The following is a 26,313-nucleotide window of genomic DNA, read 5'->3' on the forward strand; positions in this document are numbered from 1 at the left end:
GTTTGTAGAACCTTCCGCGACACGGCTGTACCGATTGGCGGATGCGACTGTGGCTGGGGAAGGGCCTGGTTGCGACCGCCATTGTGCCACCGTTCAAACATCGCAGCAGGGCAGTTACCAAGCGATTACCTGGACCCTCCGGGAGTTCCCGCAGTCGCGTACATTGGCGCATCTTCCGAACGGACCGACAGATGAACCTGCTGCCCTTACACAAACGCACTTTCATGCTGCTGCTGATCGCGGCGACCATAGGCTTCGGTGCCGTGCTCTGGGAATTCATGGGGGCCATCTTCTGGGGCGTCGCCCTGGCCATCCTGTTCTCGCCGCTGCACCGGCGCCTGCTGGCGCGCATGCCCCGGCGCACCAATCTCGCCGCCCTGTCCACCCTGCTGCTGTGCCTGGTCGTTGCCATCCTGCCGCTGGCGCTGATCGGCGCCTCCCTGGTGCGCGAGGCCTCGTTGATCTATGAGCGCGTCAACAGCGGCAACCTGGATGCAGGCACCTATCTGCAACAGATCATGGACGCCCTGCCCTCCTGGGTCACACCCTGGCTGGAGAGGTTGCACCTGGGCTCGCTGGCCGAGCTGCAGGACAAGCTGTCCAGCATCGCCATGCAGGCATCCAAGCTGGCCGCCACCAAGGCGCTGGGCATAGGCCAGAACACGTTCGGCTTCCTGGTGGGCTTTTGCGTGATGCTGTACCTGCTGTTCTTCCTGCTGCGCGACGGCCGTGACCTGACCCAGCGCATCCGCATGGCGATTCCGCTGCAGGCCGACCACAAGGCCGAGCTGTCGAGCAAGTTCACCACCGTGATCCGTGCCACCGTCAAGGGGAACCTGGCCGTGGCGGCCGCCCAGGGCGCGCTGGGCGGGCTGATCTTCTGGATCCTGGGCATCCAGGGGCCCGTGCTGTGGGGCGTGGTGATGGCCTTCCTGTCGCTGCTGCCGGCCGTGGGCGCCGGCCTGATCTGGGCCCCTGTGGCCATCTACTTCCTGGCCACCGGCGCCATGGGCAAGGGCCTGATCCTGATCGCCTACGGCGTGCTGGTGATCGGCCTGGTGGACAACGTACTGCGCCCCTTGCTGGTGGGCAAGGACACGAAGATGCCCGACTACATCGTGCTGATCTCGACGCTGGGCGGCATGGCTCTCTTCGGACTGACGGGTTTTGTGATAGGCCCCGTGATCGCGGCCCTGTTCATGGCAATCTGGGACATGTTCTCGCGCATGCAAGTGCAAGATGAGGAAAAGCGCCGCCAACTTGCCCAGGCAGGTTTGGCGCATGCTGAATATCAGACATCGGATGATATGGACCTCAAGCAAGCACCGCAGGATCCGCGCCCGCCGGCACGCTGAGCCTGCTCCGGCCCCTCCCTCTGGACGGGGCCGGAAATCCATTTTCAGGCATTCAATGGGTGCAAATGGATCGCATTCGCGCAATAGCCTGGATTCATCGTCCTCATTCATCCATTCAATGAATGGCGGATTGATATAAAACAAAATGTCCGAAGCCCTGAATCCAGATAATCATTTCAACTGATGATCCCGCCGGGCGGCGCCCCGGCAAGCCCCGCGCAGCAAGGCCTGGCGTGGAGCTTGCGCGCGAATGCCGCACAGGGCGACTCAGGATTAAGGGTTATTTCCCGGATTGATTCCGGGGTGCACTCGTAGAATTTGCTTACAAGCGTCAATTTCTATTAGAAGGTACCCCACATGGTCCAATTCTCCAGACGCCAGTTCATGAAAGTGACTGGTTCGACTCTGGCCGGATCCAGCCTGGCGTTGATGGGCTTCTCGCCCACGGCCGCCCTGGCTGAAGTGCGCCAGTTCAAGCTGGCCGCCACCACGGTCACCCGCCAGACCTGCACCTACTGTTCGGTAGGCTGCGGCATCCTGATGTATTCGCTGAGCGATGGCGTCAAGAACGCCAAGCTGTCGGTGATCCACGTCGAGGGAGATCCCGACCACCCCGTCAATCGCGGAACGCTGTGCCCCAAGGGCGCATCGCTGCTGGACTTCGTCCACAGCCCGCACCGCCTGAAGTACCCCGAGTACCGCGCCCCCGGCTCCAACGAGTGGAAGCGCATGTCCTGGGACGAGGCGCTGACGCGCATCACCAAGCTGCTCAAGGACGATCGCGACGCGAACTTCGTCGAGCAAAACGACAAGGGCCAGACGGTGAACCGCTGGCTGACCACCGGCATGCTGGCCGCCTCGGCCTCCAGCAACGAAGCCGGTTACGTCACACACAAGGTTGCCCGTTCCTGGGGCCTGCTCGCACTCGATAACCAAGCACGTGTCTGACACGGCCCGACGGTGGCAGGTCTTGCCCCGACGTTTGGCCGTGGAGCGATGACGAACCATTGGGTCGACATCAAGAACGCGGACGTTATCCTGATCATGGGCGGCAATGCCGCTGAAGCACATCCCTGCGGTTTCAAGTGGGTGACCGAAGCGAAGGAGCACAACGGTGCGCACTTCATGGTGGTCGATCCGCGCTTCAACCGCTCCGCCTCCGTGGCCGATTTCTACGCCCCCATCCGGTCGGGCTCGGACATCGTGTTCCTGGGTGGCGTGATCAACTATCTGCTCACGAACGACAAGATCCATCACGAGTACGTGAGGAACTACACCGACTTCTCGTACATCGTGAAGGAGGAGTTTGCGTTCGACGAAGGCATCTTCTCGGGCTACGACCCGCAGACCCGCAAGTACGACAAGTCCAGCTGGGACTATGAGCTCGACGCCGACGGCTACGTGAAGGTGGACGCCAGCCTGCAGCATCCGCGCTGCGTGTACCAATGGCTCAAGCGCCACTACGCCAGCTATACGCCCGAGAAGGTGGAGAGCGCCTGCGGCACGCCCAAGGAAAAATTCCTGCATGTGTGCGAGAAGCTGGCCTCGACGGCAGTGCCGGGCCGCGCCGCAACCATCCTGTACGCACTGGGCTGGACACAGCACACCACGGGTGCGCAGATCCTGCGCACGGGCGCCATGGTGCAGCTTCTGCTGGGCAACATCGGCGTGGCCGGCGGCGGCATGAATGCGCTGCGCGGGCACTCCAACATCCAGGGCCTGACGGACCTGGGCATCCTGTCGGCCTCGCTGCCCGGCTACCTGACGCTGCCCAACGAAGGCGAGCAGGACTACCAGAAGTACATCGACGCGCGCACGCCCAAGGCCATGCGCCCGGGCCAGATGAACTACTGGTCGAACACGCCCAAGTTCCACGTGAGCCTGATGAAGGCCTGGTGGGGACCGGCGGCCACGGCCGAGAACAACTGGGCCTTCAACTACCTGCCCAAGCTGGACAGGCAGTACGACATGCTGCAGGTGTTCGACCTGATGGCGCAGGGCAAGATCAACGGCTACATCGCCCAGGGCTTCAACCCGCTGGCGGCCCTTGCAAACAGCAACAATGTGCGCGAAGGCCTCAAGAAGCTGAAGTTCCTGGTGATCATGGACCCGCTGGTCACCGAAACGTCGGAGTTCTGGCAGAACCACGGCGAGTTCAACGACGTGGATCCGGCATCGATCCAGACCGAGGTGTTCCGCCTGCCCACGACCTGCTTTGCCGAGGAAGACGGCGCCGTCGTCAGCTCCTCGCGCGTGCTGCAGTGGCACTGGAAGGCGGCCGAGCCTCCGGGCGAGGCCAAGACCGACATTGCCATCATGTCGGCCCTGCACCTGCGCCTGAAGCAGGCCTATGAGAAGGACGGCGGCAAGTTCCCCGAGCCGATCACCAAGCTGTGGTGGCCCTACGCCCATGCCGATCATCCGACCTCGGAAGAGATCGCCAAGGAGTACAACGGCCGCGCCCTGGTGGACCTGTTCGACCCCAAGGACCCGACCAAGCTCATCCGCAAGGCCGGCGAGCAGCTGGCCGGCTTCGGCGAGATGCGCGACGACGGCACGACGATGGGCGGCTGCTGGATCTGGGCAGGCTGCTGGACCTCGTCCGGCAACCAGATGGCCCGGCGCGACAACAGCGACCCCACGGGCATAGGCAACACGCTGAACTGGGCCTGGGCCTGGCCGGCCAACCGCCGCGTGCTCTACAACCGCGCCTCCTGCGACCGCAACGGCCAGCCGTTCGATCCCAAGCGCACGCTGATCCGCTGGAACGGCAAGGCCTGGGGCGGTGCCGACGTGCCCGACATGGGCCCGACCATGCCGCCGGAGACCACCGATCCGTTCATCATGAACCCCGAGGGCGTGGCGCGTTTCTTCGCCCGCAAGGGCATGAACGAGGGACCGTTCCCCACCCACTACGAGGCCTTTGACAACCCGCTGGGATACAACCCCATGTATCCCGACAACAAGCTGGCGGTCATCAACCCGGCCACGCGGATCTTCGACTCCGTCAAGGATTCGGCGGGCTCGCCCAGCGAGTTCCCGCACGTGGGCACGACGTACCGCCTGACCGAGCACTTCCACTACTGGACCAAGCATGTTCAGCTGAACAACATCGTTCAGCCCGAGCAGTTCGTGGAAATCGGCGAGGCGCTGGCCAAGGAACTGGGCATCGAGACCGGCCAGCATGTGAAGGTCAGCTCCAAGCGCGGCTTCGTCAAGGCAGCCGCTGTGGTGACCAAGCGCATCAAGCCCATGAAGATCGATGGCAAGACCATCCACCACGTGGGCGTGCCCATTCACTGGGGCTTCTCGTCGACGGGCCGCAAGGGCTACATGGCCAACAACCTGACGGCATCGGTGGGCGATGGCAACAGCCTTACCCCGGAATCCAAGACCTTCCTCGTGAAGGTGGAAAAGGTTTAAGGAGCAGCTGATGTCATCAACCATGTCTCTCGATATCAAGCGTCGCTCGGCCACGACGACGCCTGCTCCCAGTGCGCGCGAAACGCACAGCGGCGAGGTGGCCAAGCTCATCGATGTCTCCAAGTGCATCGGGTGCAAGGCCTGCCAGACCGCCTGCATGGAGTGGAACGACCTGCGCGACGAAATCGGAACCTGCGCGGCCGGCGTCTATGACAACCCGACCGATCTGACCGATCAGTCGTGGACCGTCATGCGCTTTACCGAGTACGAGAACGAAGCGACCGGCAACCTGGAGTGGCTGATCCGCAAGGACGGCTGCATGCACTGCGAGGACCCGGGCTGCCTGAAGGCCTGCCCCTCGCCGGGCGCCATCGTGCAGTACAGCAACGGCATCGTGGACTTCCAGCAGGACCAGTGCGTGGGCTGCGGCTACTGCGTCACGGGCTGCCCGTTCAACATTCCGCGCATTTCCAAGAAGGACCACAAGGCCTACAAGTGCACGCTGTGCTCGGACCGCGTGGCCGTTGGCCGCGAGCCTGCCTGTGTCAAGACCTGCCCCACCGGCGCCATCATGTTTGGCACCAAGGAGGCGATGAAGGACCAGGCCGAGCACCGCATCGGCGACCTCAAGCGGCGCGGCTATGCCGAGGCCGGCCTCTATGACCCGCAAGGCGTGGGCGGCACCCATGTGATGTACGTGCTGCATCACGCGGACAAGCCTTCGCTGTACAAGGGCCTGCCCGACGACCCGAAGATCAGCCCCATGGTGTCCCTGTGGAAGGGCGTTGCCAAGCCGCTGGCCATGGCCGCGCTGGGCGCAGCTGCCGTCGGCAGCCTGTTCCACTACATCACCAAGGGCCCGAACGACGTGTCCAAAGAACTGGAAGACGAAATGGACCGCAAGGACCAGGAAGCCACTGAAAAGGAGGCCCGCCGATGAAACGCAATCCACGTGACCTGGTGCGCTACAACGCATCGGAGCGTGCCAACCACTGGGTGGTCGGCATCTGCTTCATCCTGCTGGCGCTGTCGGGCCTGGCATTCTTCCACCCGGCCTTCTTCCCGCTCACGCAGCTGTTCGGCGGCGGGCCGTGGACGCGCATCCTGCACCCCTACATCGGGGTGGTGATGGCGCTGTTCTTCATCATCATGGCGCTGCGCTTCTGGCGCCTGAACGTGGTCGAGCCTCGCGACATCGAGTGGCTGAAGAACGTCAACAAGATGATCGACGGCGACGACCACGACATGCCCGAGCAGGGCAAGTACAACGGCGGCCAGAAGCTGCTGTTCTGGGGCCTGGTCATCGGAATGCTGGCGATCACCGTGACCGGCGCGCTCATGTGGCGCGCCTGGTGGACGCTGCCCGTCAACGTGGTGCGTGCCGCCTCGGTGGTGCATGCCATTGCGGGCGTGTGGATGATCGGCCTGATCATCATGCACGTGTACGCGGCCATCTGGACCCGGGGCACCATCCGCGCCATGCTGTACGGCACGGTGACGCGGGCCTGGGCCAAGCAGCATCACCGGGGGTGGTATCGCAAGATGACCGGGGATAACGACTGAGCCCCCTGAGCGGCTGCGCCGCTTCCCCCTCTCGCTTCGCGGGGGGGACGGCACCCTCGGTGCGGGGCGGCCCTTCCTCGGTGCCCCTGATCTGGGGCACGCCGGTTTCATAGGCCAAGGACAATGCGGAACCCCGTGTTAGCCTTTCGCCTGAAGCCACCAGCCGCCCGGCGTCCCTGGACGCTGGGCGATTGTCTTTTTGGAACATTCCAATGCAACGCATTCTTCAACCTGGCGATATCGAGTCGCTGGACCACACCAGTTTTCCGCGCGTGCTGCTGCCGCAGTTGCCGGGGCTGTTCGTCGAGCGGGCGGCGCGGCTGCGGCAGCTGGCCGAGGGCAATCCGATTGCCGATTACCTGCGGTTCGTGGCGCAGATCGTGGACGCACAGGCCAAGGCGGCCGGGCAGTTGACGCTGGCCGAGCCCGATGCGGCGCTGATCGCGCGGGCGCAGGAGCATTCGATGCCGCTGCTGCCTGCCGCCGACCATATCGATGCCGCCTGGCACGGCGTGCTGGACCGCATGCTCGATGCCCTGTCGGGCGCCGATGGCCTGCCTGCGCCGCTGCAGCCGCTGCTGCAGGAGTTGCGCGCGCTGGACACGGCCGGGCGTGACGAGATCGCGCAGCGGCTGCTGCAAAAGGAAGTGGCGGCCCGCCACGTAGGCATGGCGCCTTTTGTGATGGCTGCGCTGCAGGTGGTGTTTGCCACGCGCGCCAGCGGCCTGAGCGCACGCGACGTGCCCTATACCGATCCCGCCTCGATCTGCCCCGTCTGCGCCAGCGAGCCCGTGGCCAGCGTGCTGCGCATCGGCGGCAAGGCGGCGGGCCACCGCTACCTGCACTGCGGCACCTGCTGCACGGAGTGGCACATGGTGCGCGTCAAGTGCTCGCACTGCGAGTCGACCAAGGGTGTCGAGTACCAGGGCATCGATGGCGCAGGCGATACCGTGCTGGCCGAGACCTGCGAGGAATGCGGCAGCTACCGCAAGGTGGTCAACCAGGAAAAGGACCCGATGGCCGAGCCCCTGGCCGACGACCTGGCCTCGCTGATGCTGGACCTGCTGATGGGCGAGGAGACGCGCTTTCAGCGCGCCAGCGCCAATCCCCTGCTCTACGTGGCCTTTGCCGAGGAACAGGATGAGGCCGGCGACGCGCTGATCGACCCCGCCACGCCTGCTGCCTGACCCTTTCGCACGCCATGACCGATACCGCCGCCACCTCTGCCGCCTCCCCTGCCGCCTCCCCTGCCGCCTCCCCTGCCCCGTCCGCGCTGCGCCTGCCTGCCGTGGACAAGGTGCTGCTGAGCACCGACATGCTCGCGCTGCGCGAGCGCCACGGCCTCGATGCCTGCACCCAGGCCGTGCGCGAATCCCTGGCGCAGATGCGGGCCGATGCGCAGGAGCGGCTGCGGTCCGACGAGCCCGATGCAGGCGCGCCCGGCATCACCGAGGTGGTCCAGGCAGCCGGCCTGCGCCTGGCGAGGCGCTTTGCGCCCCGGCTGCGCACGGTCTTCAACCTCACGGGCACGGTGCTGCACACCAACCTGGGCCGCGCCCTGCTGCCGCAGGAGGCGGTGGACGCCGTGGTGGCCGCCATGACGGCGCCGGCCAACCTGGAGTACGACCTGGAAGACGGCGGCCGTGGCGACCGCGACGACCTGATCGAATCCCTGGTCTGCGAACTCACGGGCGCCGAGGCCTGCACCGTCGTCAACAACAACGCCGCCGCCGTGCTGCTGACCCTGGCCACGCTGGCGGCCGGGCGCGAAGTCATCGTCTCGCGCGGCGAGCTGGTGGAGATCGGCGGGGCCTTCCGCATTCCCGACGTGATGACGCGCGCAGGCGCCACCCTGGTCGAGGTGGGCACCACCAACCGAACCCATGCGCGCGACTACGAAGGCGCTGTCGGCGAACACACCGGCCTTCTCATGAAGGTGCATTGCAGCAACTACGCCATCACCGGCTTCACCAAGGCCGTGAGCGACGCGGAGGTGGCATCCATTGCCCATGCGCACGGCCTGCAGATGGTGGTGGACCTGGGCAGCGGCACCCTGGTCGATCTGCGCGAATGGGGCCTGCCCTACGAGGTCACGGTGCGCGAGACCATCGAGTCGGGCGCCGACATCGTCACCTTCAGCGGCGACAAGCTGCTGGGCGGCCCGCAGGCCGGCCTGATCGTGGGCCGCAAGGACCTGATCGCCCGCATCAAGAAACATCCGCTCAAGCGCGCACTGCGCGTGAGCAAGCTCACCCTGGCCGCGCTGGAGCCCACGCTGCGCCTGTACCTGCATCCCGAAAAGCTGGCCGAGCGCCTGACCACGCTGCGCCTGTTCACGCGCCCCCAGGCCGACATGCAGGCCCGCGCGCAGGCTCTGCAGCCGCTGGTGCAGCAGGCGCTGGGCAGCCGCTATGTGGTGGAAACCGCCGAGATGAACAGCCAGATCGGCAGCGGCGCCCTGCCCGTGGAAAACCTGCCCAGCTGGGGCCTGCGCCTGCATCCGGCCGACGGTCGCCAGGCCGGCCGCCAGCTCACCCGGCTGGAGGCCGGCCTGCGCAGCCTGCCCCGCCCCGTCATCGGCCGGCTGCATGACGACGCTCTGTGGCTGGACCTGCGCTGCCTGGAAGCGGCCGACGAGCCGGCCTTCACCGAACAGCTGCCGCTGCTGCACATCGCCTGAGGACGAACGCATGATCATCGGCACCGCCGGCCACATCGACCACGGCAAGACCACCCTGGTGCGCGCGCTCACGGGCGTGGACACCGACCGCCTCAAGGAAGAGAAGGCGCGCGGCATCTCCATCGAGCTGGGCTATGCCTACACGCCGCTACCCAATGGCGAGGTGCTGGGCATCATCGACGTGCCCGGCCACGAGAAATTCGTGCACACCATGGCCGCAGGCGCCGTGGGCATAGACCACGCCCTGCTGGTGGTGGCCGCCGACGACGGCGTCATGCCGCAGACGCGCGAGCACCTGGACATCCTGCGCCTGCTGGGCGTGCGCGAGGCCACCGTGGCACTGACCAAGGCCGACCGTGCCACGCCCGAGCGGCTGCAGCAGGTGCGGGCCGAGATCGGGGCCCTGCTGGCCCCCACGCCACTGGCCGGCGCGCCGGTCTTCCCTACCGCGGCAGCCCTGCCTGACGACGCAGGCGTGGCGCAGTTGCGCGAGCACCTCATGGCGCGCGCCCAGTCCATTCCCGCGCGGGCCAGCGACGGGCTGTTCCGCCTGGCCGTGGACCGCAGCTTCACGCTGCCGGGCCAGGGCACCGTGGTCACGGGCACCGTGTTCGGCGGGCAGGTGAAGGTGGGCGACACGCTGGTGCACTCGGCCTCGGGCACCGAGGTGCGCGTGCGCAGCCTGCATGCCCAGAACCAGGCCAGCGAACAGGGCCTGGCCGGCCAGCGCTGCGCGCTCAACCTGTCGGGCATTGCCAAGGAAGCCATCACGCGCGGCGACTGGATCGCCGACGCACGGCTGCTGCAGGCCAGCGACCGGATCGACGTGCGCCTGCAACTGCTGGCCGATGCGCCATCACTGGCCCAATGGACGCCTGTGCATGTGCACATCGGTACGGCGCGCTGTACGGCCCACGTGGCCCTGCTGCAGGACCAGCCACTGGGCCCGGGCGAACAGGCCATCGTCCAACTGGTGCTGGACATGCCCGTACATGCCCAACCCGGCGACCGGCTCATCGTGCGCAATGCCCAGGCCAGCCGCACCATTGCCGGCGGCAGCGTCATCGACCCCTTTGCACCCGCACGCAAGCGCCGCAGCCCCGAGCGCACGGCCTATCTGCAGGCGCTGGAATTGCTGATTGCCACCGGGGACGCCAGCGCGCTGGTGCAAGGCGCGGCGCACGGCATTGCCACTTCGCAGCTCATGCGCCTGACGGGCCGCGCATCGGTGGCCACGGATGCCCGCCTGCACCGCCTCCCCCTGGCCGAGGGCGATACGCTGCTGCTGGGCGAGGCACGCTTGCAGCAGCTGCGCAACCAGGTGCTGGACAGCATGGCGCACTTCCACGACAAAAGCCCCGACGAGCCCGGCGTGAACGCCGCACGCCTGCGCCGCATGGCACTGTCGGGCCTGGTGCATGCAGGGCATGACGCTCTGTGGAAGGGCCTGCTGCAAGCCCTGCTGCAGGACGGCAGCCTGGCCGCCAGCGGCGCCTGGCTGCACTTGCCCGGCCACAGCGTGCAGCTGTCGGACAGTGAAACGCAGATCGCCCAGAAACTGCTGCCCGCCATCGAGGCCGGCCGCTACGACCCGCCCTGGGTGCGCGACCTGGCCCGCGACAGCGCCACCGGCGAGGAAACCGTGCGCCAGCTGCTGCGCAAGCTCGCACGCCAGGGCCAATTGTTCCAAGTCACCAAGGACCTGTTCTACACGGCAGCCCGCATGGACGAACTCGCGGCCCTGGTCCGCGAGCTGGCCTCCTCCACCCCCAACGCCGAAATCCAGGCCCACGCCTTCCGCGACGCCACCGGCCTGGGCCGCAAACGCGCCATCCAGATCCTCGAATTCTTCGACCGCATCGGCTACACCCGCCGCCTGCGCGACGCCCACCTGCTGCGCCCCGATGTGCAGTGGACCACTGGCGCCACAGCAAGAATCTGAGGCAAGGGGCCGCTACAATGACCAGCTTTGCTTCGCCACGGCGCCAGCAACCGGCGCGGCCCAGGGCGAGAGACACCGAGCAAGGGCCGCCCCGCAGCAAGGGTGTCGTCCCCCTCCCCCGCGAAGCGGGTAGAGAGGGGGAAGCGGCGTAAGCCGCTCAGGGGGAGCTTCAATCCAGAAGGAAAGCATACGCACCCGGTGGTGCGCCCGGGCTTCAAACCCGGTCAGGGGCGTCAGCCGCTCCTGGGTAGGTTCGACTCCTGCTGCTTTCCGCCAATCCCCCCGACTCTGATTCCAGCCAGCTTCCGGCTATTGCAAGGGCACGACGATGGCCACGCGGCGGTTCTCCGCTGCATCGCTGGGCACCACGGGCATGGCGCGGCCCAGGCCCTTGACCTCGATATCCTGGCGCGCCAGGCCAGCTTCGGCCAGCACATCGGCCACGGCCTCTGCGCGGCGCAGCGACAGGCGCATGTTGTAGGCATCGCTGCCGCGATCGTCCGTATGGCCTTCCACGCGCAGCCGCTCGATGCCCACGCCCTTGAGGGCACGGCCCAGCTCCAGCACCTTGGTACGCGCCTGTGCGCCGACTTCGGCCGAATCAAAGCCGAACAGCAGCTTGCCCGACATCTGCAGCTCCCAGCCCTGGTCTGCCTGCGCAAAACCCTGGCTGCGCAGCAACTGCTGCTGTTCTTCGGTCAGCCCCGGCGCCTTGGCCGGCGCCTGCGGCACCGTCTGGCAACCTGCCAGCGCAAGGGCCAGCACTGCGGCCGCACCTGCGCCGCACATCCGGATCCAGCTCCGTCGTTTCAACATGTCATCCTCCTGTGATTCGTTCGGCCTGGCGCATGGCCTTGGCCTGGTACATGGCCTGGTCTGCATGGCGCATCAGCGTCTCCATGCTCTGGCCATGCTTGGGAAAAAGGGCGACGCCCGCGCTGACCGAAGGCTGCAGCACCACGCCGTCGCCAACGACCAGGGGCTCGCGCATGGCGGCCTCTATCTTGTCCTGCACCATCTGCGCGTCGCCGCCGCCGCCGATGGGATAGAGCAGGATGGCGAATTCGTCGCCACCCAGGCGGGCGACCAGGTCGGTCTCGCGCACCTGCGAGCGCAGCCGGGCACCCACCGCCTTGAGCAGCACATCGCCCACGGCATGGCCGTAGGCGTCGTTGACCTGCTTGAAGCGGTCGTTGTCCAGAAACAGCACGGCCAGCTTCTGCCCGCTCTCCGCCGCACTGTCCAGCGCCTGCTGCAGTCGCTGCTCGAAATGCAGGCGGTTGGCCAGCCCCGTGAGGCTGTCGCGCGAAGCCTGCCGCTCCAGGGCCGAATTTTGCTGCTGCAGCCGCTCATGGCGCGTCTGCAGCTCGGCCAGCAGGGCGTTGAAGTTGTCGCCCAACTCGCGCAGCTCGGCAATGCGCGCCAGCGGCACGCGCTGGTCCATGGATCGGTCATGGCGCACGGCCCGGGCCACGCGAGCCAGCTGCTGCAGCGGCTCGGCAATGTCGCGCAGCATGCGGCGCGACTGGCGCAGGCCCACATAGCCGCTGACACCCACGCACAGCACCAGCACGATGAAACCTGCGCCCAGGAAGCGGACCAGGCCCACGCCATCGCTGGCCAGCTGCACACTGCCGACCAGCCTGCCGTCCTGGCGCACATCGGCCTCGGCGCGCGGCAGGCCAATGCCCACGGCCAGCAGCTCCCCGATGCTGGACAGCGCCGAGCCACCATGGCCCGACCACCGCACGAACGGGCGGCCCTCGGCATCGAAGACCTCGGCATGGGCCACGCCTTCTCCGCGCAGCAGCTGGTCCAGCACGCGGGCGGCCTCATCGCGGTCACCGAAGACCAGCGATGCCTCGACCGTATAGGCCAGCGAACGGGCCACCAGATGCAGGTTGTTGGACAGGTACAGGCGCAGGGTGGCCACGCCGACGATGAGCAGCAGCGCCCCTGCCAGCGCGATGGCCACCGCCGCCATGCGCAGGTGCGCGCGGCGGATCACGTTGCGCAGGGAGGCATTGCCGGACAGGGACAACTTCATGGCAAGGTCCTGTGGCGCGCCAGTTGCAGCACCTTGGGATTGACACGCAGGCCGCTGCGGGCCACGGAGTCGAGGCTGACCTCGAAGCCCGCGCCTTCGCCACGGCGGCGCAGGCAGAACATGGCGCCGATGCGGCACAGCTCGCCCCGCTCGCTGATGGTCAGCAGCGGCCGCCCGGCCAGCTGCTCCATGAGCTTGCGCCAGGCCGCCTCATCGAGCTGGCCGGCATAGATGCCCTCGCATTCGACCAGGGCGCGCGCATCGACGGGCACCACGCGCCGCACTTCCAGCCGCTGGCTGCCCACGGTCTGCGGGGCGCCATTGAGCAGGTCGTCGGCATATTCGGTGGAGCCCACCACGCACAGCCGCAGCACGGGGCTTTCCGTGGGCCAGCGCGTGTAGCCCAGGATGCCTACGACGGTGCGGGTCACCCCCAGCTCATGCTCATCGGCCGCCGGCTCCGCATGTGCCTGCCCCACCAGCCCGGCCTGCAAGGCCAGCAAGCCCACGACCAGCCAGGCCCGGGCAGACAGGCCTTTGATCCTGCAATCCATGCCCCACCTGCGGTGTGTGTGATGTATGCGATGTGTGCGAACTGCCAACCAAGGCTCCTTGAACGGAATATCCATGCATTGCGCCACGCTGGCGCACTGAAGCATTTTTTCACATATCGACCCCATCGGGCCGCCGGGACTGTCACGCCGGGGCGCCCGTGATGGGCCAATGCGGCAACACATCAAAGCGCAGAGGCAGGCAGCCGGTAGTGATAGCCGTAGAGTGCCTGAAAGCCCAGGCTTTCATACAGCCCGCGCGCCACCATGTTGGGCGCACGCACCTGCAGTTCGGCCCATTGCGCTCCCTGTGTCTGCCCCCAGTGCATCAGGCCATGCACCAGCGCCCGGCCCAGTCCCTGGCCGCGCAGCGCAGGCGTGATGACGATGTCGTACAGGCCCACGCAGCCGCGCTCCACGACGGCCAAGCCAAACCCGACCACCTCGCCGCCCGCTCCACCGCCCACTTGCAGCGAAGCAAATGCGGCGGGCCAGGCAATGGACTGCAGCATATGGTGGTGCGCCTGCCTGTGCTGCTCCGGCACGGCGCCGGCCTCGGCAAAGCCCTGCAGCCAGGCCGTGCCAGGCTGGGCTTGAATGGCAAGGGTCCAGCCCTGGTCGTTCGCTGGCGGCGCCATGTCCGTCAATGCGGCACGCATCACCAGGGAAGGGTCGGCCAGCAGGTAGCCGGCCTGCGCCAGCTGCGCATCCGCCTCGGGACTTGCCAGGGGCGAGAGGCGAAAGATGGCAGGCAGGCCCTGGCGCTCGTAGAAGGCCTCGATCTGCGGCAGCAAGGCGCCAAGGCGGGCGCCGGGCTGCTGGGCATTGGCCGAGTTGGCGCGCTTGGTATGGCCCTGCGCGGCGCGCAGCAGCCAATCCCCGCAGAGCACGGTGCGCTGGGCTGGCCAGGCGTTGAAGCCGCGCTGCTCCACGCCCACCACCGTCTCGGGATCGCATTCCACGGATGCGCGGTCATGAGTGAAAGACTTGGACATGCCCGCTTGTACCATGGCCGCCCGCCGTGCCCGCCCATAATATGGCGCGCCGCCGCGCTGGCGGCAGGCACTCTTTCCCACTACTGCGATCGCCGCCGATCGCCGGATTGCTCCATGACCACAGACACCTCCCAAGCCCCCCGACTTACCTCGCTGTCCCATGGCGGCGGCTGCGGCTGCAAGATCGCGCCGGGCCTGCTGGCGGAGCTGATCGGCAAGAGCGCGCTGCCCAAGCAGTTCTTCCCGGACCTGCTGGTGGGCACGGAGACCGCCGACGACGCCGCCGTCTACCGCATCAACGACGAGCAGGCCATCGTGGCGACCACGGACTTCTTCATGCCCATCGTGGACGACCCGTATGACTTCGGCCGCATCGCCGCGACGAATGCGCTGTCCGACATCTACGCCATGGGCGGCCAGCCCCTGATGGCCCTGGCCATCGTGGGCATGCCCATCAATGTGCTGCCGCACGACACCATTGCCAAGATCCTGGAAGGTGGCGAATCGGTCTGCCGCGATGCCGGCATTCCGCTGGCCGGGGGCCACTCCATCGACTCGGTCGAGCCCATCTACGGCCTGGTCGGCATCGGCATCGTCAACCCCCGCCAGATGAAGCGCAATGCCGACGCCCGGGCCGGCGACGTGCTGATCCTGGGCAAGCCGCTGGGCGTGGGCATTCTGTCGGCCGCACTCAAGAAGAACCTGCTGGACGAGGCCGGCTACCGCGCCATGGTGGAAGCAACCACCCTGCTCAACCGCCCCGGCACGGCGCTGGGCAAGATGGACGGCGTGCACGCGCTGACCGATGTGACGGGCTTCGGCCTGCTGGGCCATGGCCTGGAGCTGGCACGCGGCGCGGGCCTGACGGCACGCATCGACAGCCGCAGCCTGCCGGTGCTGCCCACGGTGCAGGGCTTTGCCGAGCAGGGCGTCATCACGGGCGCCTCGGGCCGCAACTGGGCCTCGTATGGCGCGCAGGTTGCGCTGGGCGCCGGCATCACCGATGCGCAGCGCGCGCTGCTGACCGATCCGCAGACCTCGGGCGGCCTGCTCGTGTCCTGCACGCCGGATGTTGCCGATCAGGTGCTTGCACTGTTTGCCGAGCAGGGCTTTGGCAGTGCCGCCATCGTCGGCCGCATGGAGGCGGGCGAGCCGCGCGTCATCGTGGACTGACGGCCAGCGCATTCCAAAAGCGACGGGGGCCGAGGCCCCCGTTGCTTTTTGCACTCCCGGCGAGCCGCCAGCGAACCGGCGGCCCGTCACAGGGTCACAGGTTGCTTCACTCGCTCACGGTCTGCGTCTTGTAGGCCGGGCTGGCCTGGATGGCGCTGTCGGTGAACGGCAGCTTGAGCCATTGGCGGGCGCCGTAGGCCTTGGTGTAGTCCACGTAGTGGGCCGAGGCCGGGTCGTCCGACAGCGAGAAGGTCAGGAAGGTATGGGCCTCCACACCGGCCGACGGGAAGCTCACCACCTGCATGTAGCTGTTGCCGTGCGGCTGCCCGTCCATGCTGTAGCCGCCCTGCTCTATCTTGTTTTCCGAGCAGGTGATGGTGAAGTAGCCCACCTCGCCGCAGCCGCCATACAGCGCGATCTTCTCGCCGCCGCGCTGCGAGAACAGCACGGTGCCGCGCGCCGCATCCATGGCAAAGCCGCTGCCCTGCACGGCCTTCACTGCTTCGGCGAACGCCTTTTGCAGCGCCGCCTTGGCCGTGGGCTTGATGCCACGCGGCGTGTTGACGGGGTCGGCCGCATCGAAAGGCACGGCATACAGGTCGGCCGATTTGATCTGGCTGGCCACGCGCTTCCAGAACTCATCCCAGACATGGGAGCCCCTGGATGCCGCCGTGCCCGTGCCGTCCCAGGCCTGCAGCGCCGTGCAGGCAGCCGATACGTCCACCGTTTCACCAGCCGTGGACACGGGGCCTGGACAGACCTGGGCCAATGCCTCGTCCTTGAAGCGCGCGCTGTAGACACGGCTGTCCAGCACCATCTGGCGCACGATGTCGCTGGTGGCAAGCTTGCCCGGGTAGCCGTCCGTGCCCGCCAGCCGCTGCAGCGCCATGGTGTGGCCCAGGCGCGTGCGCAGGCTCTGGGCCGACGAAGTGGAGCCGAAGATGGCCGGATAGCCGGTCAGCGGCGCCGAGGCATTGGACAGCCAGTAGCTGTCGTTCATGTTGCCCACGTAGTCGCTGCGCAGCAAATTGGGCATACGCGCGGGGCCGATGGCACCCGCCTGCACCGAATCCACATCCGAACTCCAGTCGCACTGGCTGCTGCCACCGGCCAGCACCGGCACCTGGGGCAGCGCCGCGTTGATGGCGGCCGAGGCGGGCGTGGCGCAGGCCTGCAATTGCGCGGGCGGCACGTTGGGCACGGCGCCTATGTCGGCATACCAGACCTGGGCGTTGCCGCGCCCTGCGGCGACGGTGTTGACCCAGGGAATGGCCGACTCCTCCTTCTGGATGCGGATGAACTCGTCCAGCGACTTGGCCTGGTTCCAGCGCAGCCAGTTGCGGAAGGTGCGGTAGTTGTAGGCGTTGATGTCGCGGATGGCGAACACGCTCTGCGTGGTCCAGCCCAGCGCCGGGTCCATGGCGCCCAGGTTGACCACCGGGCCGTGCACGGTCTTGTACAGCGTGCGCGTGACCTGGTCCTGCCCGCCGGAGGCATTGCGCACGCTCACGGTGATCTTACTGGCCTGCATGGCCTCGGTCTTGCCGTCGCGCACATAGCGGGTCGGGTCATTGGGCGCCAACTGGTACATGAACAGGCCGAAGCGCCGCGCCGTGGACACGGTGTGGCTCCAGGCCACGTCGTTGTTGAAGCCGATCAGCACCATCGGGATGCCCAGAAAGCTTGCGCCACTGACATCGATCTCGCCCGGAATCGTGAGCTGCGATTGATAGAAGCGGTCCGGCCCCTTCCAGTACCAGTGCGGATTGCCGAACAGCACGCTGCTGCCGCCGCCCGTGGCCTGCTGGCCAAAGCCGTACATGTTGCTGCCGATGCCCGTGGTGCCGCCCACCTGCAATGATGGCGCCACCACCTGCCCCGGCTTGAGCGCGGCCAGCTGCGTCACGGCCGGCCGGGCCTTCGCCGGCTTGGCCGAGGCCGTTGCAGCCGCAGCCGCTGCAGGCGGCACGGCATTGGCGATCTGGGCCACGAAGTTGCTGTAGCCGCCGGCCAGATTGGCCGTGTACATGCGCCGCCAGATGTCCTGCGCGGTGATGGCCTGCACCCAAGGCTGGCCCGCGCAGGCCGCATTGGTCTTGGCCCCGGCCGGGGTCTCGCGCACCACGCGGTTGTAGCCGGCCACGAAGCCATCGACCAGTTGCTTGAGCTTGTCCGGCTGGGCCTGGATCATGGCGGCCACGGCGTCATCGGAGACGACATGGCGGAAGAAGAAGTCCGAGTCGAGATTGCGCGGCCGGTCGATGGTGCTGTCGTAGACGGCCTGGGCATCGCCGCCAAGGTAGCGCGAGCGCTCCCCACGGTACGTCAGGAAGGAGTCGGCCATGGTGCACAGGTTGTCCTGCGCCTGGGCATAGCCGGCGCCATAGCCCAGGCCCGTCCAGTCCTTGGCCTTGATGTGCGGAATGCCCATTTCCGTGCGGCGGATCTCCGCGCTGTACTTGCTGCTGGAGCCGTCGCCCGAACCGCCGCAGGCCGCCAAGGCGGCCAGGCAAATCAATGACAGGGGCTTCCATCCACTGCGAACCGCTGGGTACATGCTTTGTCTCCTGGTGTTATGCGTACACAAAGAAAGGCCCCTGTTTGTACGGGGGCCCACAACAGCATAGGAGGGCCGCAAGGGACTGCCTACCCGGCAGTTTCACTAGCAGATGTCAGAGACCCGACAGTGGTTGCAAGGGCTGCAGCGCGCCCGTCAGGCAGCGGATTCGCCCGGCTGGCTCAGGGCCGCCGTGGTGCGCCGGTCGATCTTGCGGCTGAGCACCACCGAGGTGTAGGTCTGCTGAATGCCGTCGATCAGGCCGATGCGGTCCAGCAGCGCATCGAGCTTTTCATTGCTCTCGCAGCGCACGAACACCATGTAGTCGTACTGGCCGCTGACGGCAGAGACCTCCTCGACCTCGGTGAAGCGGTTGAGCGCCTGCATGACCAACGTGGCCGTCTTGGGCTGCACGCGGATGCCGCAATACGCCCGCACGGCAGACTGCTCCACGCGTGCGCCCAGGCGCACGCCGTAGCCGGCGATCACGCCCTCTTGCTCCAGCCTGGCAATGCGCGCCACCACCGTGGTGCGCGCCAGATTCATCTGCCGAGCCAGATGAGCGGTGGAAGCCCGTGCATTGGTCTGCAGCAGACGCAGCAGCTGGCGGTCGGTTTCATCAAGACGGTATTCCATGCGGTTCCCTGGATTTCAACGGCAAGCACCCATGGAGGCTGCCCGGATGTGGTTCCACATTTCGGCAGAGATCTCCCCCAATCCGGCGATTTTATGCGTTGCGCATCGTCGTTCTATCCACAGGAGTCGTACTTTTCCTGGTACCGCGGCGGCTGGAACGCCTCTCCAACCCTCGCCGACCAGCAGCCGCCTCAACTGGCACCACCAGCTCTTGGGATATTCATCAGAAACAAAAGTAACTAATTACAAATTGTTGGTGCAACAGGAAGCAGGGACCACGCAGGGACCTGACTACGGAATCGCATGAATCATTAGCATGCACCCCATCTTTCCTTCAAAAAAGCTGCTCCAGGCGCACGGCTGCCACTTGCGGCAGCGCTGATCGGGCGTACCGGCGCCTGCGAAACGCTTTCATCACGTGCGGTATGCAAGATGGATCAGTACTTGCAAATACATGCATTTCCGCTAGATTGATCCCGCAGGCGTAAATTTTGTGTACTCAAGTTACCCCGCACCTCTTGTCTGATCTGCCCCGAGGAGGATTTCCTGTTCCCGCTGCCCGCCGGGCCGCTCGTTCACCACCATGACAAGGGCATGGCCGCCATGCCCGACGAACGCGCGCAGAGTCCGGTGCCTCCATTCGGTCTCCACAGGGGAGACATATGTCACATCGCGCCGCATCCGGAGATCCGTGGAGCCTTCCACAAGCTGCAACGCCCTGGCGGGACAGCTTTGTGCTGGGCGGGGTGCTGTTCCTGTGCTCGGCCGTGGCGCTGGGCCTGCGCTCTCCGGAGCATCTGTCGTCCCTGTGGCTGTCCAACGCCCTGCTCCTGGGCTGGATGCTTCGCAGCCCGGCCTACAGCCATAGACACGGCTGGACGGCTGCCGCCGTTGCCATGGCGCTGGCCGAATGGCTTTCCGGCAGTCCGCTGGACCAGACCCTGTGGCTGACCTTTGCCGACCTGGCCGCCGTGGCCTGCGGCTGGTTGATGATGCGGCGCCTGCCGCAGCGGGTGCAGCAGATGCGCTCCCCTTCCTCAGTGCTGCATCTGGTGATGTGCAGCCTGCTGGTGAGCGTGGTCGGAGCCGTGCTGGGCTCGGCAGGCATGCACCATCTCATGCATTGGCCCTGGCAGCCCATGATGGCCATGTGGTTCAGCAGCGAGTTGATGCACATGACCCTGTTGCTGCCTGTGCTGCTGAGCCTTCCGGCAAAGCTGGAGCCGCTGTCCTGGCGCAGCCAGCCATTCAAGCAAACGGCGCAGGCCTTGCTGCCGCTGCTTGCCCTGGCGATTTCCGAATCCATTGCCATCTACCTGGGCGGACCAGGCGCGCTGTCGCTCACCATGCCGGCCATGCTGTTGTGCGCCATGCGCTATCGGCTGTTCGTGGTCGCCCTGCTCAACCTGGTCAGCTGCGCCATCAAGCTGGCCACGTTTTCCCATGTGTTGTTCAGCTCGCCCGGCACCGAGCTGGAGACGACGTTCTCCTTCCGCCTGGGTCTGGCCATGCTGTCGATCGGCCCGCTGGCCGTAGCCTGCACGCTCATGGCTTTCAAGGACATGCTCAGCAAGCTGCGCCATGCAGTGAACCACGATGCGCTGACCGGACTGCTGGCACGCACCAGCTTTCTGGAGCGCGCACAGCGCACGCTGGAGCGCCTGCAGCGCGAGCGCCAGTCAGGCGCCATGCTGATGCTCGACCTGGACCACTTCAAGCACATCAACGACCGCCATGGCCATGCCGCCGGCGACCGGGTGCTGCAGGAAGTCTCGGCCCGCCTGTCGCAGGCGCTGCGCCCACATGAACTCATAGGCCGCCTGGGCGGCGAGGAGTTTGCGGTGCTGCTGCCCGGTGCCGACTGCGTCACGGCCAGAGCCGTGGCCCAGCGGCTGTGCGAGGCCACGCGCGAAATTCGCATCGACATGAACGATGGCGCAGCCATCTGCCCCACGCTGAGCATTGGCATAGGCTGCACGAACATGGCCTACCCACCGCTGGGTTTGAGTGCCTTGCTGCGCATGGCCGATACCGCGCTGTACCAGGCCAAGGCCAGCGGCCGAGACCGCTACTTCGTGGCCGGCGAGCGGCCGGACGAGGCCGGTACACCGGCCTTTGCCTGCGAGCATTCCGGGGGCGCCAAGGCGGCCTGACACCAGGCGCCGCCTCGGCGTTTTGCCCGCGCTCAGCGCAGGCGGCGGGCGCCGTTTCCTTCGTCGAGCTTGAAGCCCGCCACGGCCTGCGCCAGCTGCACCGCCTGCTGCTGCAGCGACTGCGCTGCGGCCGTGACCTCTTCCACCAGGGCAGCGTTCTGCTGCGTGACCTGGTCCATCTGGCCGATGGCGCTGCCCACCTCGGCAATGCCACGGCTTTGCTCCTGGCTGGCGTTGCTGATCTCGGCCACCAGCGTGCTGAGCTTGCGCACGCCGTCCACGGCCTGGTCGATGGTGGTGCCCGCATTGCGCACCAGGCGGCTGCCCGTGTCGATCTGGCCCACGGAATCATCGATCAGCGCCTTGATCTCCCTGGCCGCCGTGGCGCTGCGTTGCGCCAGCGTGCGCACCTCGCTGGCGACCACGGCAAAGCCCCGACCCTGCTCGCCGGCGCGCGCCGCTTCCACCGCCGCGTTCAGCGCGAGGATGTTGGTCTGGAAGGCAATGGAGTCGATCACGCCGATGATGCTTTCGATCTTGCGTGCGGAGGCCTCGATGCCGCCCATGGTCTGCACCACCTGGCCGACGGCCTCTCCGCCCTGGGTGGCGATCTGCGAGGCGCTGGTGGCCAGCTCGCTGGCCTGGCGCGCATTGGCCGCGTTCTGCTGCACGGTTGCCGTGATCTGCTCCATGGCGGCTGCCGTCTGCTCCAGCGAGCTGGCCTGCTGCTCGGTGCGTGACGACAGGTCCTGGTTGCCACCCGCAATCTCTGCCGACGCCATGCGCACCGATTCCGACGACTCGCGAATGCGCAGCAGCACCGTGGCGATCTTGTCCACGAACTGGTTGAAGGACTGGCCGATCTGCGCCAGCTCATCGCGGCCGGCAGAGGTGAGGCGGCGGGTCAGATCGCCTTCGCCCGAGGCGATGTCCTGCAGCGCATCGCGTGCCACGGCCAGGCGGTTGAGCATGCGGCGCAGCGCCACGGTCAGCAGCACCGCCGCGCCCAGCACGGACAGCACGGTGATGAGGGCGGCCACCTGCAGCAGCGCCCGCACCGAATCCGTGGCCTGTGCGCGGTCGATCACCACGGCCAGCGTCCAGGGCGTGCCCTCGACCTTGGCGGCGTAGAGCATCTGCGGCTCGCCATCGAGCACCAGATCGGCGCGGCCGCCCTGCTCGGCCAGGCGCTTGATCAGCGCGGCATCGAGTTCAGGGGCAATCGCGGAAGCGGGCTTGAGCGCCAGCTCGGGCTTGGCGTAGGCCAGCAGGCGGCCTTCGCCATCCATCAGAAAGGCAAAGCTTTTTTCCTGGGGACGGATGGCGGCCACTTTCCTGGACATGGCGGCCAACCGCACATCAGTGCCTACAACGGCCGTGATGGCGCCCGAGCTGCCGACCGGATCGACAAAGCTGATGGTCAGCTCGCCGGTGCTGGCATCGACATAGGCCGGCGTCACGCCCGGCCGGCCTTCGCGCACGGCCTGCTTGAACCAGTCGCGCTGGGTGCCGTCGTAGTTCTCCGGCATGGGATGGGTGAACACGGCGCGCTTGTCGGCATGGACGAAATAGGCGTCATCGAAGCCGCCAGCCTGCTGGCCGGCCAGCAGGAAGGGGATGGGGTCCGGCTGGTCCACCGCCTTCTTCAATGAGCCGGTGATGCGCTGCTTGTCCTGAACCCAGTCGGTCAGCGTGGATGCATGGGCCCGCGTGAGCTGGCCGATGTTTTCGTCGATATCGGACAGCGTGCTGCTGCGCGCCGTCCAGAAGGTGGCCATGGACAGCGCGAACAGTGCGGCCACGGTGATTGCTACGCAGATGAGGATCAGGCGGGCACGAAGTGTTTGAAACATGATGCGTAGTGAAGGCAAAACGAGGGCTGTGAATGCCCACCGAGCCTATCCGAGACGCATCGGCCGCCAGAGCTCGAAGAGTGCGTACTTGCCCTTGTAATTGCCTGCTTCTTGCGTGCGAAGAAGCCCGCTGGCTAGCCCCTTCGTGCAGGCACTGCATTGCTGGCAGCGCCGCCCAAGCCGCAGTCGTCAGCCTTTTGCAAGAACCAGTCACAAGCTTGAAGGATGCGTGCTATAGTGTCAATTTGTAACACAGACACTTGCCGCCCTGGCTGCGGGATTTTTCTGTCGCAAACGCCAGCGCCTTGACTCCAGGACCCTGCCGTTTGCGCCGCGCACCCTGTGTTTTTCCCTCCCTCATATTTTTGGGGTGCACCACGCGGCCTTTTCTTCCCTTGCATGGACTGCCATTGATCGAGAGTGGCTTCCCATCGGGGGCCGGCAGGGAGCCGGGCAAGAAAGTGTTTCACCTTGATACAAAAATGCCGATAAGAAGGCAGATCTGTCATTCAAGGGAAGAGAAACATGAAGCGATGCATCATCAAAGTGGCCGGCGCCTGCTACACAGCCCTGTTCCCCAGCACCTGCGCCGCTGTGGCAGACGCGATGGCCCGGTTTCCATACGCTACAAAAATCAGCGTCCGACTCGCCTAGACTCGGGCAAGATGGGAATCCGTTCTCAGACAGGTTCCAGGCAATACGCCTGTCGTCGTCCGGGTGTTGCGCGGCAGTGTAGGCTCACTTTGCCAAAAGTCTCCTAAGATTCCTTTATATTGGCAGATCAACATTCATTGATATACATGACTACCGACTACAAGACACTGCTGCAGCAGAAAGCCCATCTCGAAGCCCAGATCGCCGAAGTGCTCAAGACCGAGAAGTCCGGAGCCATTGCCCAGGTGCGCACCATCATCGACCAATACGGATTGACCGAGGCCGACGTCTTCCCTTCGTCCAAAGCCAAGGCTGGTGGCGGTTTCCGCGTGGTCGGCGTCCCCAAGTACCGCGACCCGGCCACGGGCGCGACCTGGACCGGCCGTGGCAAGCAGCCCCGCTGGATCGAAGGCAAGGACCGCACTCCCTTCGCGATATGAGGTCCGGCGCAGCCCGCCCCCTGGCAGCCACCAAGCTGCGACAGAGCCCGCCAAGTGCGGGCTTTTTGCTGCCAGAAGCAACGGGTTAACCCTATTGCTCAGAAGTTACAAATTCTTCAATGTAGTGCAGATGCGTGAACCGATGGGTGGCGGCATGTTTCGGTACCCAAGCAATCACAACAAGGGAAACAGCAGGTATCACACAGGGAACTGTCCTACAGCCCTGCTCTCCAAAATCATGTTGGCCACGCCTTTGCAGCAAGCGCAAGCCATGTGGATGCAACCACGCAGCGGCGAAGTCCAGGCGGCCACTGGATCGATCCGCAGCCACCACAAACCATTTTCCAGCCGGGCCAGGGAGACTATCTCCTCCCTCCCCTCTCACTGACTTACCCTGGCAGGCCCGCAAGGGCACCGGCTTTTCTCTTCAAGGACCGCCCTCGGGCGGTCCTTTTTTCTGCGTGTGTTATTGCACCTTGGTGCTGGTCAACGCAAGGCTGGCACGGCATGGCCCACCTTGAACACGGCCACCATGCCCGACAGGCGCTGCGCCTGGTCGCTGAGGGCGGCGGCTGCCGCTGCGGACTCCTCCACGAGAGCCGCATTTTGCTGCGTCATCTGGTCCAGCTGGCTGACTGCCTGGTTGACCTGGCCAATGCCGTCGCGCTGCTCGGTGGAAGATGCCGTGATCTCGCCGATCATGTCCGAGACCTTGCGCACGCTGCCCACGATATCGTCCATCACCTGTCCGGCCTGGGCCACCTGGGCCGAGCCTTCCTGCGCGGCATCGACCGAGGTGCTGATCAGCACCTTGATCTCCTTGGCGGCCTCGGCGCTGCGATGGGCCAGGGCCCGCACTTCACCGGCCACCACGGCAAAGCCGCGGCCCTGCTCGCCTGCGCGGGCCGCTTCCACGGCAGCGTTCAGCGCCAGGATGTTGGTCTGGAAGGCAATGGAGTCGATGACACCGATGATGTCGGAGATGCGGCGTGCGCTGTCGCCGATGCGATCCATGCTGGCCACCACATGGCCCACCACGGCGCCGCCGCGCTCGGCGGCCTGGGCGGCGCTGCCAGCCAGATGATTGGCCTGGCGCGCGGTGTCGGCCGCCTGGCCCACGGTGGCGGTCAGTTGCTCCATGCTGGCGGCCGTTTCCTCCAGATTGGACGCCGTCTGCTCGGTGCGCGAAGACAGGTTGTGATTGCCCGCGGCAATCTCGGTGGATGCGGTGGAGATGGAATGCACGCTGTCACGCACCTCCGTCACCAGCCCGCGCAGCCGCGCCGCCATGCCCGAGACCGAGCGCAGCAGGTGGCCGAACTCGTCCTTGCGACTGTCATCCGCCGACACCGTGAGGTCGCCCTGGGCGATGGCGTCCGTCAGTTGCACGGCGCGTTCCAGGGGGCGGGTGATGGCCCGCGTCAGCGCCAAGGCCAGGGCCAGGCCCGCCAGAAGGACCACGCCCTGGACGATCCAGGCCAGCACGCTGGCCTGCTGCCGGGCGGCCTGGGCCTGCTCGCGGGCTGCATCGCGCTGGCTGCGCTGCAGCTGCACGAAGACTTCCAGCGAGTCCACGTAGCGGCCAATGGCGCCCAGGTACTGCTGCTGGACGAACTCGCGGAATGCCGCTGCATCGCCGGTCAACTTGATCTCGCGCGCCCGCTTGTTCAGTGCCAGCACCTCGGTGCGGATGGCGGCAATGCGCTCTAGCGCCGCCTTGTCGGCATCGCTGGCGCCCTTGACGATCTCGGCCTGCAGCTTGGTGATCAGTGCCGAGCCTTCCTTGACCCGGCCGTCGAGCAGGCGGGTCAGTTCCTCATCGGTGGAGGCATTGCTGGCCAGAACCCGCTCGCCCGTGGTCTCCGTTGCGCCCTTCCATTGAATGGCCAGGCTGATGCGACTCTCGTACTCGGACAGCGTCTGCATGCCGTGGTCCATGGCGCGAGCCGCCGCAAACTGCGCCCAAAGCGATACCGCAAGCATCATCGCCAGCAAGCCGCCCAGCGTGCCCCAAAGCTTGGCGGACACGCTCCATTGATCAAATTTCATTCGTAGCACTCTCGTCGGAAAAACCGAATACAGGAAAGGTGAAACAACAGGCCGCGCACATCAGCGGCGACCGTTTTCCGGCGCAACGCCTTGCCATATCGGCATAGGCCAGCAATCCGGAAAAGATGACCTGCTTTTTCGTCACAAATGCCCGGGACTTGAGGCCGCTGCACGGGTAGCCCCGATATCGCCAGCCGTGCACAACGCGGAACATGCGCCCATGCGGCCGCAAGCGCCGTGGC

Annotated in this window: 19 protein-coding genes and 1 tRNA gene; 11 read left to right on the top strand and 9 right to left on the bottom strand. The window is 66.3% G+C overall.

From position 1 onward, the window contains the following. The first annotated feature begins 191 nt into the window (after nt 1-191). The 8 genes from ACUTR7_RS03425 (at nt 192) to ACUTR7_RS03460 (ending at nt 11,239) form a co-directional block, all read left to right on the top strand. Entirely contained in the window at nt 192-1,355 is a 1,164-nt protein-coding gene (locus ACUTR7_RS03425; protein WP_034393000.1) for an AI-2E family transporter, read from the top strand. A 357-nt stretch (nt 1,356-1,712) separates the two neighbouring features. Next, nucleotides 1,713-4,778 (top strand): formate dehydrogenase-N subunit alpha, encoded by a 3,066-nt coding sequence (gene fdnG, locus ACUTR7_RS03430; RefSeq protein WP_445608127.1) that lies wholly within the window; start codon nt 1,713-1,715, stop codon nt 4,776-4,778. Nucleotides 4,779-4,788: 10 nt separating this feature from the next. Further along, nucleotides 4,789-5,718, top strand: a complete 930-nt coding sequence (gene fdxH, locus ACUTR7_RS03435; RefSeq protein ID WP_063326298.1) for a formate dehydrogenase subunit beta — start codon at nt 4,789-4,791, stop codon at nt 5,716-5,718. Continuing rightward, the gene (locus ACUTR7_RS03440) at nt 5,715-6,341 is read left to right on the top strand and encodes a formate dehydrogenase subunit gamma (protein WP_012205324.1); all 627 of its coding nucleotides are present in this window, start codon (nt 5,715-5,717) and stop codon (nt 6,339-6,341) included. Before fdxH ends, ACUTR7_RS03440 begins: the two co-directional genes overlap by 4 nt. Before the next feature lie 212 nt (nt 6,342-6,553). Then, nucleotides 6,554-7,528, top strand: a complete 975-nt coding sequence (gene fdhE, locus ACUTR7_RS03445) for a formate dehydrogenase accessory protein FdhE (RefSeq protein WP_096916118.1) — start codon at nt 6,554-6,556, stop codon at nt 7,526-7,528. Nucleotides 7,529-7,542: 14 nt separating this feature from the next. Then, on the top strand, nt 7,543-9,021 hold the full coding sequence (gene selA / locus ACUTR7_RS03450; protein ID WP_445608128.1) for an L-seryl-tRNA(Sec) selenium transferase: 1,479 nt from the start codon (nt 7,543-7,545) through the stop codon (nt 9,019-9,021). A 10-nt stretch (nt 9,022-9,031) separates the two neighbouring features. Then, the gene (gene selB / locus ACUTR7_RS03455) at nt 9,032-10,963 is read left to right on the top strand and encodes a selenocysteine-specific translation elongation factor (protein WP_445608129.1); all 1,932 of its coding nucleotides are present in this window, start codon (nt 9,032-9,034) and stop codon (nt 10,961-10,963) included. A gap of 180 nt (nt 10,964-11,143) precedes the next feature. After that, a tRNA-Sec gene (locus tag ACUTR7_RS03460) sits at nt 11,144-11,239 on the top strand. 33 nt (nt 11,240-11,272) lie between these two features. Here the strand turns inward: ACUTR7_RS03460 and ACUTR7_RS03465 are convergent. The 4 genes from ACUTR7_RS03465 to ACUTR7_RS03480 all read right to left on the bottom strand — a co-directional run bounded on the left by ACUTR7_RS03465 (nt 11,273) and on the right by ACUTR7_RS03480 (nt 14,571). Continuing rightward, nucleotides 11,273-11,779 carry an OmpA family protein gene (locus ACUTR7_RS03465; RefSeq protein ID WP_065345702.1) on the bottom strand — a complete coding sequence of 169 codons (507 nt, stop codon included), beginning with the start codon at nt 11,777-11,779 and terminating at the stop codon, nt 11,273-11,275. A 1-nt stretch (nt 11,780) separates the two neighbouring features. Beyond that, the gene (locus ACUTR7_RS03470; protein WP_013802667.1) at nt 11,781-13,010 is read right to left on the bottom strand and encodes a sensor domain-containing diguanylate cyclase; all 1,230 of its coding nucleotides are present in this window, start codon (nt 13,008-13,010) and stop codon (nt 11,781-11,783) included. Next, complete coding sequence (locus tag ACUTR7_RS03475) at nt 13,007-13,564, bottom strand: YfiR family protein (RefSeq protein WP_013802668.1); 558 nt, start codon at nt 13,562-13,564, stop codon at nt 13,007-13,009. Before ACUTR7_RS03475 ends, ACUTR7_RS03470 begins: the two co-directional genes overlap by 4 nt. 182 nt (nt 13,565-13,746) lie before the next feature. Then, on the bottom strand, nt 13,747-14,571 hold the full coding sequence (locus ACUTR7_RS03480) for a GNAT family N-acetyltransferase (protein WP_445608130.1): 825 nt from the start codon (nt 14,569-14,571) through the stop codon (nt 13,747-13,749). Between the two features lie 99 nt (nt 14,572-14,670). Here ACUTR7_RS03480 and selD point away from each other — a divergent pair, with 99 nt between their 5' ends. Further along, nucleotides 14,671-15,729: a selenide, water dikinase SelD gene (gene selD, locus ACUTR7_RS03485; protein WP_043820931.1), complete on the top strand. Its 1,059-nt coding sequence runs from the start codon at nt 14,671-14,673 to the stop codon at nt 15,727-15,729. A gap of 106 nt (nt 15,730-15,835) precedes the next feature. Here the strand turns inward: selD and ACUTR7_RS03490 are convergent, their stop codons facing one another. Continuing rightward, the gene (locus ACUTR7_RS03490) at nt 15,836-18,286 is read right to left on the bottom strand and encodes a penicillin acylase family protein (protein WP_445608131.1); all 2,451 of its coding nucleotides are present in this window, start codon (nt 18,284-18,286) and stop codon (nt 15,836-15,838) included. 156 nt (nt 18,287-18,442) lie between these two features. Then, a complete protein-coding gene (locus ACUTR7_RS03495; protein ID WP_012205315.1) occupies nt 18,443-18,922 on the bottom strand; it encodes an Lrp/AsnC family transcriptional regulator in 480 nt (159 codons plus the stop codon). A gap of 662 nt (nt 18,923-19,584) precedes the next feature. Between ACUTR7_RS03495 and ACUTR7_RS03500 the strand changes: the two genes are divergently transcribed. Further along, the gene (locus ACUTR7_RS03500; RefSeq protein WP_445608132.1) at nt 19,585-21,075 is read left to right on the top strand and encodes a diguanylate cyclase; all 1,491 of its coding nucleotides are present in this window, start codon (nt 19,585-19,587) and stop codon (nt 21,073-21,075) included. Nucleotides 21,076-21,107: 32 nt separating this feature from the next. Here the strand turns inward: ACUTR7_RS03500 and ACUTR7_RS03505 are convergent, their stop codons facing one another. Next, a complete protein-coding gene (locus ACUTR7_RS03505; RefSeq protein WP_445608133.1) occupies nt 21,108-22,928 on the bottom strand; it encodes a methyl-accepting chemotaxis protein in 1,821 nt (606 codons plus the stop codon). A gap of 800 nt (nt 22,929-23,728) precedes the next feature. Between ACUTR7_RS03505 and ACUTR7_RS03510 the strand changes: the two genes are divergently transcribed. Continuing rightward, complete coding sequence (locus ACUTR7_RS03510; protein ID WP_012205312.1) at nt 23,729-24,022, top strand: H-NS histone family protein; 294 nt, start codon at nt 23,729-23,731, stop codon at nt 24,020-24,022. Between the two features lie 486 nt (nt 24,023-24,508). Here the strand turns inward: ACUTR7_RS03510 and ACUTR7_RS03515 are convergent, their stop codons facing one another. Together ACUTR7_RS03515 and ACUTR7_RS03520 are read right to left on the bottom strand one after the other, a co-directional pair. Then, on the bottom strand, nt 24,509-26,071 hold the full coding sequence (locus ACUTR7_RS03515; protein ID WP_063326305.1) for a methyl-accepting chemotaxis protein: 1,563 nt from the start codon (nt 26,069-26,071) through the stop codon (nt 24,509-24,511). Next, on the bottom strand, nt 26,061-26,285 hold the full coding sequence (locus ACUTR7_RS03520; protein WP_445608134.1) for a hypothetical protein: 225 nt from the start codon (nt 26,283-26,285) through the stop codon (nt 26,061-26,063). Before ACUTR7_RS03520 ends, ACUTR7_RS03515 begins: the two co-directional genes overlap by 11 nt. Between the last annotated feature and the right edge of the window lie 28 nt (nt 26,286-26,313).

It is taken from the genome of Delftia sp. NA_296.1, assembly GCF_052692095.1.